Origin of the sequence: Pedobacter aquatilis (assembly GCF_032678425.1) — a bacterium.
Classification (GTDB): domain Bacteria; phylum Bacteroidota; class Bacteroidia; order Sphingobacteriales; family Sphingobacteriaceae; genus Pedobacter; species Pedobacter aquatilis_B.
The window spans coordinates 839,036-851,189 of the sequence record NZ_JAVTSG010000002.1 but is presented as its reverse complement, the minus strand read 5'-3'; the positions used below and the strand labels follow the sequence as shown (position 1 = coordinate 851,189).

The 12,154-nt window shown below is 37.2% G+C and carries 11 protein-coding genes; 4 read left to right on the top strand and 7 right to left on the bottom strand.

From position 1 onward, the window contains the following. Window positions 1-50 precede the first annotated feature (50 nt). The 6 genes from R2Q16_RS09835 to R2Q16_RS09810 form a co-directional block, all read right to left on the bottom strand. A complete protein-coding gene (locus R2Q16_RS09835) occupies window positions 51-308 on the bottom strand; it encodes a hypothetical protein (protein ID WP_316736737.1) in 258 nt (85 codons plus the stop codon). A gap of 324 nt (window positions 309-632) precedes the next feature. Continuing rightward, window positions 633-953 carry a hypothetical protein gene (locus R2Q16_RS09830; protein ID WP_316736736.1) on the bottom strand — a complete coding sequence of 107 codons (321 nt, stop codon included), beginning with the start codon at window positions 951-953 and terminating at the stop codon, window positions 633-635. A 118-nt stretch (window positions 954-1,071) separates the two neighbouring features. Then, window positions 1,072-3,099 (bottom strand): conjugal transfer protein MobC, encoded by a 2,028-nt coding sequence (gene mobC, locus R2Q16_RS09825; RefSeq protein WP_316736735.1) that lies wholly within the window; start codon window positions 3,097-3,099, stop codon window positions 1,072-1,074. Then, the gene (locus R2Q16_RS09820; protein ID WP_316736734.1) at window positions 3,096-4,316 is read right to left on the bottom strand and encodes a relaxase/mobilization nuclease domain-containing protein; all 1,221 of its coding nucleotides are present in this window, start codon (window positions 4,314-4,316) and stop codon (window positions 3,096-3,098) included. The genes mobC and R2Q16_RS09820 overlap by 4 nt, the downstream gene beginning before the upstream one ends. Continuing rightward, on the bottom strand, window positions 4,313-4,723 hold the full coding sequence (locus R2Q16_RS09815; RefSeq protein ID WP_316736733.1) for a mobilization protein: 411 nt from the start codon (window positions 4,721-4,723) through the stop codon (window positions 4,313-4,315). The genes R2Q16_RS09820 and R2Q16_RS09815 overlap by 4 nt, the downstream gene beginning before the upstream one ends. Window positions 4,724-6,693: 1,970 nt before the next feature. Continuing rightward, window positions 6,694-7,059 (bottom strand): helix-turn-helix domain-containing protein, encoded by a 366-nt coding sequence (locus R2Q16_RS09810; RefSeq protein ID WP_316736732.1) that lies wholly within the window; start codon window positions 7,057-7,059, stop codon window positions 6,694-6,696. 125 nt (window positions 7,060-7,184) lie between these two features. On the opposite strand from R2Q16_RS09810, the gene R2Q16_RS09805 reads away from it, so the two are divergent. Both R2Q16_RS09805 and R2Q16_RS09800 read left to right on the top strand, forming a co-directional pair. Further along, the gene (locus R2Q16_RS09805; RefSeq protein ID WP_316736731.1) at window positions 7,185-7,754 is read left to right on the top strand and encodes an NAD(P)H-dependent oxidoreductase; all 570 of its coding nucleotides are present in this window, start codon (window positions 7,185-7,187) and stop codon (window positions 7,752-7,754) included. A gap of 1 nt (window position 7,755) precedes the next feature. Next, window positions 7,756-8,646, top strand: coding sequence for a DMT family transporter (locus R2Q16_RS09800; RefSeq protein ID WP_316736730.1), 891 nt, complete (start codon window positions 7,756-7,758; stop codon window positions 8,644-8,646). Between the two features lie 79 nt (window positions 8,647-8,725). On the opposite strand, the gene R2Q16_RS09795 is transcribed toward R2Q16_RS09800, so the two are convergent. Then, window positions 8,726-9,709 carry an AraC family transcriptional regulator gene (locus R2Q16_RS09795; RefSeq protein ID WP_316736729.1) on the bottom strand — a complete coding sequence of 328 codons (984 nt, stop codon included), beginning with the start codon at window positions 9,707-9,709 and terminating at the stop codon, window positions 8,726-8,728. 585 nt (window positions 9,710-10,294) lie between these two features. Here R2Q16_RS09795 and R2Q16_RS09790 point away from each other — a divergent pair. Together R2Q16_RS09790 and R2Q16_RS09785 are read left to right on the top strand one after the other, a co-directional pair. Next, window positions 10,295-11,218, top strand: coding sequence for an NADP-dependent oxidoreductase (locus tag R2Q16_RS09790; RefSeq protein ID WP_316736728.1), 924 nt, complete (start codon window positions 10,295-10,297; stop codon window positions 11,216-11,218). A 13-nt stretch (window positions 11,219-11,231) separates the two neighbouring features. Then, entirely contained in the window at window positions 11,232-12,149 is a 918-nt protein-coding gene (locus tag R2Q16_RS09785) for an NAD(P)H-binding protein (protein WP_316736727.1), read from the top strand. The last annotated feature ends 5 nt before the right edge of the window (window positions 12,150-12,154 follow it).

Sequence of the window (12,154 nt, the reverse complement as noted above, 5' to 3'; positions counted from 1 at the left end):
AAATCACCGAATGTCCCGGAACTAGCCGGGACTTTCGTTGTCAAAAAAACTTACAGTGCTCCGGCTGCACCACCAATGATTCCACCAACAGGACCGCCAAATGCTACTCCAAGTGTCGCGCCATATTCTGCTCCTGCCCAGGCACCTAATCCACCCCATAATGCTCCGGATACAGCCTGAACACCACCTGAGGAACCTTCAGAAGCCAAATAACCGACATGAGCCTGCTTATTGCTTTTAGAAAAAACTGTCAAAACAGAAACTGTCAATGCCAGTACCAGCGCGAATTTTAAATTGTTTTTTTTCATTTCTCAATGTTTTAAAGTGTTAAATTATATGTCCTAAAATTATAGTTTACAAAAACAAACCACAACAACGTAACACTAATTTGACAACTTAATTTTACATAAAATCATAATTAAAATAATATAATTGTATTATAAATAATACAATTTAAGACGATTTCGCTTTCAATCTTTAGGTGATCATCTCATAATCAGTGGTTAAACGAGAAAAAATTTATATTTGTAATTCTATTGTGTTATGGTTAAGCGAAATCATAGAAATCTAACATTTAACCCTTAATCCAAGCAAAATCTCATCAGAACGATAAATTTTATCTAAAAATATTGCTATACGTACAAGTCCCTTTCAATAACTTCCACAGACACTTTCCTCCACAAGAGATAGCCAAGTCTTCCACATAGGGAAGCTACGAAGTACTCGATATCAGCTGGTACATCATTTACGATACAATAGCGTATTTTAAACTTCATGGTGTAACTGATGTAAATGATTAAATCTTCAGATGAAAATCCCTTGCCTGACAAGGTTTTCAAATGAACTTCTTTGAGTTCAGTTGCGGCTTTTTGAAGCCTGTCATTCATCACATTGGCCAGATTTTTCTGGAAAATGAAATCAGTTTCTAAAATGGCCAATACGGTAACGGTCATACCGCAAAAATAGCAGTATATTTAAAAAAGACAATCGCAAAGCTATAAGCCGCTGATAAATAACATTAAATTTTATTTTTCGCGTTTTGTAAAGAAAACAAGTGGCCCTAGAAGTCATTTAATAAGAAACCGTTCGTTGCTGTTGCTTATCATCTGATAACCTGGATTTGTCTTCATCAGGAGACTTGTGTCGAACTTCAATTACATCTTGCTTAGCAAGTTCACTCCTCAACAAATCAGAAATTTCTCTTTTTATGCGAAGATAATTCTCCTCCACATCAACAGCACTGACTTTTTCTATCACTGGAATATCTTGATATAACTGTTCTTCCTCTCCAATTGCCTTATGGTCATTTTGGAATTCCGAATGAAACATCTTAAGCTTGATTTTCTGCTCAGGATTATCTGCAACAACGCCAACAAATTCTCCGGAACTCAAAGTAGCAATTTTACTAGCAGGAATTGCATAATCCATTTGAGTAGCCTTCGTGACCGACGTGTCAGATGAGTTGATACTTAGTGAATCCTTGTTTTGGGATATTTTCCCAAAATTCTCAGAAAGTGTTTTGGCTGTTGATCCCGTAACCTGACCAGATATTACGTTACCCACAATTCCCGTAATTACATCCGCCTGTTCTGCACCATAATCCTTCTTTAACTGACTGAAATCCTGGACGGCGAGACAAGTTGCCACCTTATTGCTTCTTGCCGTAGCAATAAGAGAATCCATATTATTAAAATATATTGTCGGAAATTCATCAAAGATTAAACTACTCTTAAGCTTTCCTTTGGTATTAACCAACTTGATCATCCTTGAAATATACAATGATAATACCGCACCATACACTTGTAATTTCTGCGGGTTATTTCCTACACATACAATTTTTGGCTCATCTTTATCATTTATATCTAATGTAAAATCATTTCCACTAAGTACATAATATAACTGTGGAGAAGAAAGTCTGGCCAAGCCAATTTTTGCTGAGGCGATTTGCCCCTCAAGCTGTGCCATAGCATTATTTTGATACGCTGAAATAAAAGGATTAATCAAAACCAGGATTTCTTCTTGCGTTTTGAGCACAGCAAATAAACGATCATAATCACTTTGCATCAACTCAATTACGTGTGGCAAAGTGCAAAATCTTCCCTCCTCATACTTTCTCAAGTACCAGATGCATGCTGTCAAAAAATTTATCGGCGACTCAACAAAAAAATCACCTTGCTTTTTAATCCAGTCCCTGTTTAAACCCATCATTATCGTTCGCGAAGCTTCAGTGGCATCTGTTATATCTTCCATAGCCATTGGGTCTAATGGATTACAGCGATGCGTATGGTTTAAATCATCAAAATTTATCACAAAAAACTTCGGTTTAATTTTATAACCTGAAGTATGTAGCAGGAGTTTATTGTAAGCGATCTTACTTAAATCATCATACTTAAAATCATAAATGAACATCGAAAAACCTTTTCTAATATGCTGATCAATAATGTGACGAATCACAAAGTATGATTTACCTGCGCCGGGAGTTCCTGCCACAAGTAGCCCGCGAAAGGGGTTTATAATGTTGACAAAACTATTCCTAACATCGTTTCCAATCCTGTATTTTGCTTTCAGGTTAATTGAATACTCATTTTCCAATAACCTTTCTTCCTGCGGAAATGTCTCATTTTCCTCGTTGAAAATATCTTTTTTGAGCGCATTCTTTATGAGCCTGGACAACCTTACGCCACCTGTCAAAATAAGTAAATATCCAATACTGGTAATCCCTATATATATAAGCGCAAGATAATTGCCTACGAAAGGCAAGTAAATCACCATTACGCTTAGAAAGTAAATTAAAAGACCGACTCCAATAGAGTAAAGCATTGGTGCCAAAACCAATTTTTCATCCTTTCTCCCCTTAGCTCCGATGAGCGATATCAACAACAAAATGCAGGCGATAACTTTTGGTAAATGAATTCCATTAAAGAGCACTGTTTTTAAGAGGTGTTTTAAGACATTGTCACTAATCTCTGAGGTTAATCCCAAAGCAAAAAAGGTTTGGTAGCAAGTTAAATAAAAATGTATTGTTAAAATAAATAGACTCAGTAGTCTCGTAAAATCGATAACCTTGCGTAATCCTTGAACATCTTCCCCAGTATTCATAATCCTAAATCATTAAATTGTTGTTTGCCTTTTTTCTTCTTCTTTCTCCTGCCAAGTAGACCTATTGGTTCAGATTCATCTTCAATGGACAAACCCTGTAATAAACTTTGGGTTACAGACGTTTGGTCCACCTTTGATTGTGCGGGGAATTTTTCAGGCAAGCTATTCTTTAAATAAATCTTTAATTGAACTTTGTCGCCCAGTATTTCTGTAAGTGCTTTGGCACTGTATTCTTTTCCCAAATCACTACCATTGAAAACAGTACGGTTTTTATGATCGATAAAAGTTAATCCGTAGACCATTCCAGAAGTATTTTCACGATATATCAATCCAATTTGATTACCAGCAAGTTCTTTCTGGAATGTTAGTTTAGTTATGGAAATATATTTATCCTTCACTGTATCAATCCTACGTTTTAAATCCGCTCTGAACGATTTGCGTTTTTCATCATTTGACTGGTAACGCTTTTCGAGTGACTTCATTGTCGCTCCTTGGAAAAACTCGCTAGCTTTGAACGGAATCCCAACTGACGAACCATCATTATCCTGAATTGAGTAAATTAATCCTTTATTATGAAACATCGGGCTATCCTTCTCACCCCTATCGGCATGAATTCGATAAGTAGAAAGAATAGCCTTAAATTCTTCAAAAGAAGTATAGGCATAATCTTGCATCACAGACTTTGTGATATTCGCAATCTGCCTCTTAGTCGAACTTGAACCATACTCGGCTACCCGCAAGTAATGTGTTCCTTCCAGCTTCCTACCTTTTGCCTCAATTAACTGATATTTCTTTTCGAGATAAATCCTTGCTGGCTCAGATTTATTTCTGCCAATCGCTTCCGTTTTAATCCGGTCACCATTTGTTTGAATTAAGGTTGTTGCAATGTGAATATGGGGATGGGCAGTATCAAAATGACTATAAACAATAAAAGGCTGGTCGCCCATGCCAATACGTTCCATGTATTCAGATGCAATCAGTTGAAGTTTGAAATTATCTAAATTATCATCTTTGTGAAAACTTAAAGAAATGTGCATCGCATTGGTTTTTGATCTTGAATTTAATTTAGTCAACTCCTGAAAACGGAAGGTCTTTTGATGTAGGTTTAGTTTATCAATATCTGTAGCGAATCCACTAGCCAATAATATTGCAGCCTCGCCAGACTTAATCTTCTGCTCATTATACACGAGCATGCCCCTGATTGATTTTCCACTCACGATTTTGGCAACCATTTAATTGCTAATTCTGAAATAAGATTGAGTAATGCTTCAATTTTAAGGTCAATTCCCTTATATAACCCTGATGTCTTCATAGCGTAAAATGTCTTTTCAGAACTGGATTTGCATGCGTTAAAGTATCTGGTCTGCTGATTAATGTTTACACCAATAGCCTTAATTTCTTTTCTAATTAGTGCGAATTCTTCCATTGGTGCAGACAGTGAATCATCACGATAAAAGCAATTGATTCTTTCATTTGACAATATTTTCCGCGCCACTTCGCCAAGGCTTCTGCATCCACTCTCCTTCATCAACCTCTCGAGCTTCTTGAAAGTCTTGTTATCCACTCTTATGATCAATGGATGAACCAGCAAGTCAATTTGGTCGGTAGCCTTTTTTCTTCCCATCTGTTTCTTATTGACTTGAAATCATTTGTAATATAATTAACGAGCCAATCTATTCATTAAAATAATTACAATTCACAATCAAATGCACGAACAACGATCCTGAAGTAACTTCAATGAATTCGTCATGTTATTAATTAATGATACTAATTAAATCAATGGCGAGTTTTTTTATTGGTAAATTATCAGCACTACCGAAATTTATAGTGGTAGATTAATAGTTTGTGAAAAATTGAAATCAAATAAAGGTTGCTCCTTACCCAAGAACAATAATTCTGGATTGATAAAACTTGAGGATTTATTTGATAATTATCAAACGATATGTAAAAGGGTGAAACGAATTAAAAAACTATCAATAAATTGAATTCATTTAGATTTCTAAAAGTTGACTTTAGCCCAACCGAGTTCCGAGTATTGGGCCTCGACTGTAAAGGCGACAAGATTTTTTTTGTATACAAAAAGACATCTTGCTAGTACCTTCGACGGTACTGTTTTGATCCAAGAAATTCGAGACTGTTATCACCCTGTTCTTTGAAATCTTGTCAATAAATGGTGAGTGTAATGCTCATGTTTTTTTTATATCCCATAACATAAGGGATAATGTGACCTTAACGTTTTCCTAGAAAATGAACTTATGGCAGTATTAGTCCTTGTCTGGACAAACAAATTCGTCTGACCCCTTCCAACCAATTTAATAACACTCAGGAAAACAGAACTTTACAAGAATTTTATTTCTGGTAAGATGGGGTCAACCTATTGCAGTTTGTCCAAGTGCAATCCCACACGGGTAAAGTATCTGGCGAAAACCCTCCTAAATAACATGCCTCTTCTTTTCTGTAAGCAGGGGTGGGGATTTCAGGGATAGTAGCCGCTTCATTTCATTCCAAAGTGGGCAGCCAGGTTTTGTCCACGGCATATGGATCTGGTAAGCATGGAAGACCATCAAGGGTAAATAATTCCGTTTATCTTAATCCATCAAAAACAGCGGGCCTGGTCTTTCCCCATCTCCTCCATGCTTAAATTTCATTACAAGCAGTCCTGCAAAGCCACTACCGCATTTATGGCATCCCATAAAACAAAAAACAAAAAGGGAAGTATCAACCAGAAAAGTATTTCTTTTTTAATCCTGTTTTAAGCCCTTCAGGATACTTTAAAATACCGCAACGATAGTTGAGCCGCAAGCTTAAAACCTCTAAAAATCATCCGAATACACACTTTATGGGGTAATGAGTGCACATTCTGGACTGGAAAAAAGCGAGCACTTTGTGTAGAAACCAGTGGCCACTTTTGGAATAATCCCCAGATATTAATAAAGAAAGTCTCCTCACAAATAAAATTATACTGCCCATACAGGATAAGGAAAGCAGCTTTAGTTATATTGTTCAACAGCTATTCGAACTTATGATTTTGTGCCCGAGGCTTTCTTAGATTCAGAGTTTGGTTCAGCAATTATTGCCTTGGTCAAACAGGGTTTAGGTATAGCCGTATTGCCCAGCTCCTACATGCACAATGAAAATTCCGGTATCAGATTCATTGCCCTACTGTTCCCAACTGACCTATTTCTTAATTGGAGTGTCAATGATCATCATCCACTAACTAATATATTGAGGCTCATCTTAAAAAGAGAAACTGTCGAATAGAAAGATGGCGACCTTGTTCTTGAGAAAGTGCCTACCGGAATAATGTTTGCTCATAAACCATTATCTAAAGATACCAATTGGTTTATTTGCCACAAGCGTTTATCATTGAACCGTCGCTTGCTGGAGGAATACTTTCATATAATTTAATATGATAATTGAAGTTCTCACGGTATTAATCAATCCATAAGGGCTTTGAAGTTTTCTTACCCTTTACAAGTGCAATCACGCCATCGTAGTTCTAGGAAATCAACAAAACAATTTTATTTAATTTGAGTTTGCCAGTAAATACAGAATTAAAAGGCCAGCACAATTATCAGCAATTGACTATGGTAGCTACAAATTGCAAATATTATCCTTGTAATCCTTACCCCAAGAATCTAATTCCTGAATGATCGACCTGAGCTTATACCCGATTGGAGTTAGTTCGTATTCGACTCTAGGGGGAACTTCGGCATATACAGTACGGGTAATGATCTTATTCTGCTCCAATTTTCTCAGTTCCAATGTGAGCATTCTTTCAGTAATCTGAGGAATTGTATTTCTGATCTCTCCAAACCTCATCCTGCCGGTAATCAAAGTTGAAAGAATACCTAATGTCCATTGGCCACCGATAAGTGATATGGCGTACATTTCGTTACACTCCTCATAGATGGCCTGTTTATTTAGATAATTGGTTGAAGTTGTCTTTATTCTTTCCATTACTTACATTTTTTATAGTACCATACAATTTGTTGATAGCATGCAAAAATATGACTATTGATCTAATTTTGCGGTATAAATATGAATTGGTAGAGCTCACTAATCAGCAATAAAAGATAATTACAATGAAAAATAATGTATTAATAATAAGCGGTCATCCAAATCTAAATCAGTCTTTTGCAAACAGAGCTGTGCTTAACGAAGTTGAAAAATTAGCTCCTGATTTTAAAATCCGTGATCTAGGTTCCTTATATCCAGATTTTATGATAGATATACAAGCCGAGCAAGATGCACTAGTAGAAGCAGATGTTATAGTATGGCAATTTCCTGTGCAATGGTTTACTGCTCCAGCAATCTTTAAAAAATGGCAGGATGATGTACTGGTCTATGGATTTGCATACGGCTCTACCGGTAAATATTTAAAAGATAAGAAAGTTATCCTATCGGTTACTGTTGGAGGGGAAGAACATGAATATGCAACGGATAGCACCTATAAGCATACTGTTGAAGAATTTATGTTACCGCAAATAGCAAGTATACCTTATTGCAATATGGATTATGCTGGTCTTGTCTACTCTGCTGACATGACTTATGTTGAAGGTGCTTTTGAGGCTGAGAAGTTGAAAAAAGTTGAATTAAAAGCTGTTAAGCATGCTCACGCACTTATAGAATTGATTAAAACTAGAATTTTGTAAGATGAAAGGGAAATTTAAGAAGATATTATTTACAGTTTTAACTGTTGGAGTGGTAATTGTTTGGGGAACAACCTTCGCATCATCAAAAGTGTTAATGGATAAAGGAATGGATACGATAGATATACTATTTGTTTCATTTTTTATCGCATATTTATCGGCCTTAACAGTTTCACGTAAGAAGTTGTGGTCTGATAATTTAAAAGACGAGATAATTCATTGTTTATGTGGTCTGATTGGCGGGGCCGGATATTACTTAACTCAGGTAGAAGCGCTCAAATACACGCTAACAACCAATGTCTCGATTATTGTTACAGCGGCCCCGATACTTACGGCTATACTCGCATATTTTATTTTTAAAGAGAAATTTAGCAAACAAATGCTCATCGGATCTGTCATTGCGCTTTCAGGCGCAGTTTTGGTTGTGTTCAACGGAAAATTTGAATTAGATGTTGATTTAACCGGCAATGTTTTAAGTATATCCGCAGCGTTATCTTGGGCTATTTATAGCATTCTCCTTAAAATATTAGGTCAGAAATATTCAACACCTTTTACGATAAGAAAGGTGTTTTTTTACGGATTGATTGGGCTTTTGGTATATTCAGTGTTTCATCCGCTAAATATCGCAATCGATATGTTGAGCGACATGACGGTAATTGGTAATCTGATTTACTTAGGTCTTATCAGTTCTCTGGTCTGTTATTTGATTTGGGGATTGGCCATTAAAGAATTAGATCCTACCAAGACGGCCAACTTTATGTATTTACAGCCATTCGCTACCCTTCTTATCGGCTATTTTTTACTCAATGAAAACATTACTGCCTTTTCAATAGTCGGATTGCTATTGATTTTAGGAGGTGTTTACCTTACGGAAAGAATATCAACAAATGCTTAACTTCCAAAATACCAAAGGAGTTGAAAATCATCGCCTTTGGTATTTAATTTCTATTGCAGACAAATAGATAACAAAAACATCATTTATTATTGGAATATTTTTTTGGCGTGGTACCATAATGCTTCTCAAATAATCTGCTGAAATGGCTGAGGTTTGAAAATCCTATTTCATAGCCGACCTCAGAAACAGAATGCCTGGCTTGTTTTAGCAGGAAGGCAGCTTTTTCCATTCTTGCCTTTTGGTAATAATCATAAATGGTATCGCCAAATGTCTGCTTGTAGAGCTGTTTGAGTTTTGTTTCGCTCATCGAAGCGATTGCAGCCAATTCTCTTAAAACTGGTGGTGTACTGAGGTTACTCAGGATTTCATTGCGAATAATCAGCAGTTTTCCTGCATCGCTGCTATTCAGGCTCTTGAAGGTTGAGTTTTCCCTCTGCAACAGTTTGGTAAAAAGAAGGTACATCAATTCCTGGACCTTGATCTGTACATAAAAATTACTCATGGAGCCATTCATATCCACAACTACAATGTTTTTAAATAACTGTTGCATTTCAATATCAAGACTTTCGAAGAAAAGAAAGGATGCGTTTTCTGCCGTAATCGTTTTTATCGTGGAATTTGGACTTTCGATGGAAAGAATAGCCCGCAGTCTTTCTGCTGCGATTGCAACTACCATATACTGGATATCACTTTTGGCTGGAAAACGGATCTCTGTTTGCAGGTCGTTTGTAGACAATAATATAGAGGCGTCATGCTGTGGGGAAAGCTTTGCGTTTTCCTCATTTTCGTATCTAACTTCAAGACTTTCCCTGTTGTTATAAAAGAAAAAAGTGCGGACACTACCGGTCTCTGGCGAAGGATTGCGCTTAATGATCAAATCTTCATTTAGCGTGTAGCGATGAATTGTTAATTTGAAATCATTTCCAAAGCCAACCTTACGCACATAACCAACTCCCAGTGCTTTTGGGATTTCCAAAAAATTATCCCTTACTGGTGCATTAATCTGTTTTGCAAACAAGGTGATAAAATCAAAACCTGGAGCTGTTGTAAATTCGAAAATCATTTAATTCAAATAGATTTAGGATACTAAATTAATGCAAAAATATGGGATCAAAATATTTTATCATAATAGGCAAATATTGTCTTTGTTGTGATCCTATAAACTAATTTAAATTTTAGCGATGTGGCAGTTCCTATCCCCAACTTTAGCTTAAATGAAAAAGTTTGTTATCAGAATGTCCAATTGGATGACCATATTCTCAAATCTTTCTACTCTTCCGAAACATTCAATACCATTGCCTTCACTATTTAGCCGTATTGAAGCATAGAATTTAAAATGCCCTTTTAGCCAAAATTACCCATAGATTAAAGCATGGTGACTACATTGATCACGGAAGTTCTGCAACGATAAATCAAAATCTTTAGAAGGCTTATTGGTAATTGTACTTTACACCAGATTCTTTCGGGAGGTTATGTTTAAGTCATTATTGCTCCTCCAAAAACTATAACACTTTAAGAATAAATCACAATTGTCGGATTGAACTATTTTTATGTCTTTTAAGGTTATTTCAATCGCATAATTGAATATACCTTTGCTAACATTAAATAAGTAATAAATAAAAAGATGTCTATTAAACATATAAATATCATGAAAGCAATTCAATATAAAGACTATGGAGACTCAGGCGTTATCGAAAACGTTGAAGTTCCAAAACCAGTGATTAAAAATGAGAACGAAGTATTAATACAGGTAAAAGCCTCAGGTGTCAATCCTATTGATATCAAGATAAGAACGGGACTTATGAAGGCTACCCGCCCCATAACGATGCCTTTTATTCCTGGTGGGGAAGCATCGGGTATCGTGGTTGCCGTGGGTGGCAAGGTAGCGGGATTCAAGGTAGGTGACGAGGTTATTGCCCTGACCAGAAATCATGCGTATGCAGAGTATGCCATCGCTAACGAAGACTATGTTTCTTTAAAGCCCAAAAGCCTTTCTTTTGAAGAGGCCGCGGCAATAACCGTTAATCTGGGAACCGCAGAAGCAGTTCTTTTCCAAAACGGGAAGCTGGAGAAAGGCCAGACAGTATTGATCCAGGGTGGTGGTGGTGCTGTGGGTGGTACCTTGGTACAAGTGGCCAAATCTATCGGCGCCTATGTTATCGCCACAGCATCAGGGAACGGCGTCTCATTGGCAAAAGAGCTTGGTGCGGACGAAGTGATAGATTATAAACTACATGATGTTTCCAAAGTGGTTACGAATGTAGACCTTGTAGCAGATACTGCTGGCGGAGAATCACAGTCAAGACTTTTTGAAGTTCTGAAGCCAGGAGGCACGCTATTAAGTATCGTGGTACCGCCATCTCAGGAACTGGCCCAACAATATAATGTGAAAGCAGGCTTTGTTGCCTCTGATAATTCAGCTAAAAACTTGGAAAGAGGCATCGGACTTATAAACTCGGAACAGTTCAAAATCATTGTAGCAAAAACGTTCAGGCTTGAAGAGGCTGCAACCGCACAGGATGCTGTTTCAGCTGGAGGTCTTAACGGTAAGATTGTACTCATTGTCAAATAAAATAGTAATAAAGATGAAAAATAAAAAAGTTATCGTTGTGGGGGCCACAGGAATGCTCGGCAGCCAGATCGTAAGTGAACTAATTAGTCAGGGAGCAGAAGTTACTGCCATGGTTAGGGAAAGCAGCAATCGAGACCAGCTTAGGGAACTGGGCGTGAAAAATTTTGTTGTGGGTGATATGATGGATGCGGCCTCTCTAAAAAATGTGCTTTCTTCTGAACCTGGATTTGATGTCATTGTGGCCAGTGCGGCAGGATACACACGCCGTAAAAAAGGTGATAACGCCAAAACCGATACGATAGGTTATAAAAATTTGGTTGATGCCACAAAACAGGCAGGCATACCAAGGTTTGTACTGATCTCTATTCTTGAATCGGATAAGGCCCAATCAGTGCCACATTTCTACAATAAGTATCTCATTGAGCAATATCTTCAGGAAAAAGAACAGCCTTATATCGCACTAAGACCTGGAGCATTTCTTGACCAGACACCAGATTTTATACTCGACAAGATCAAGAAAGGTATATTTCCAACGTTCTTAAAGGGAACCTATGGAATCATTTATACGCCCCAACTTGCAAAATATACAGCCCTGGCGGCAGTAACGCTTCCCGACAGTGAACTCAATACCTCTATCGACGTTGGCTGGGAAACACCTGTCAACGGGAAGATACTGTCCGATGCCTTTTCAAAAATTCTTAAAAAGGACCTTGAGATCAAGCCTGTATTTCCTGCATTTGTACTCAAATATATTCTTCCAATAGTCGCGAAGTTTAGTGAGAATATTCACGACATGTACCAGATGATCGGATGGATTGAAACGGGTATCTACATAAGTAAAGATCCAATCAGGCAAAAAACGCTTTTCGGAGAATTGCCTAGTGTGGAAGAAAGTGTCAAGGCATATTGTACTGACAGGGGACTGATCTAAACATC

What these genes read in the sequence shown, in the direction of transcription:
- R2Q16_RS09835 (WP_316736737.1), bottom strand. Translation starts at nt 308, where the DNA reads ATGAAAAAAAACAATTTAAAATTCGCGCTGGTACTGGCATTGACAGTT.
- R2Q16_RS09830 (WP_316736736.1), bottom strand. Translation starts at nt 953, where the DNA reads ATGACCGTTACCGTATTGGCCATTTTAGAAACTGATTTCATTTTCCAG.
- R2Q16_RS09790 (WP_316736728.1), top strand. Translation starts at nt 10,295, where the DNA reads ATGAAAGCAATTCAATATAAAGACTATGGAGACTCAGGCGTTATCGAA.
- mobC (WP_316736735.1), bottom strand. Translation starts at nt 3,099, where the DNA reads ATGAATACTGGGGAAGATGTTCAAGGATTACGCAAGGTTATCGATTTT.
- R2Q16_RS09815 (WP_316736733.1), bottom strand. Translation starts at nt 4,723, where the DNA reads ATGGGAAGAAAAAAGGCTACCGACCAAATTGACTTGCTGGTTCATCCA.
- R2Q16_RS09810 (WP_316736732.1), bottom strand. Translation starts at nt 7,059, where the DNA reads ATGGAAAGAATAAAGACAACTTCAACCAATTATCTAAATAAACAGGCC.
- R2Q16_RS09800 (WP_316736730.1), top strand. Translation starts at nt 7,756, where the DNA reads ATGAAAGGGAAATTTAAGAAGATATTATTTACAGTTTTAACTGTTGGA.
- R2Q16_RS09795 (WP_316736729.1), bottom strand. Translation starts at nt 9,709, where the DNA reads ATGATTTTCGAATTTACAACAGCTCCAGGTTTTGATTTTATCACCTTG.
- R2Q16_RS09785 (WP_316736727.1), top strand. Translation starts at nt 11,232, where the DNA reads ATGAAAAATAAAAAAGTTATCGTTGTGGGGGCCACAGGAATGCTCGGC.
- R2Q16_RS09805 (WP_316736731.1), top strand. Translation starts at nt 7,185, where the DNA reads ATGAAAAATAATGTATTAATAATAAGCGGTCATCCAAATCTAAATCAG.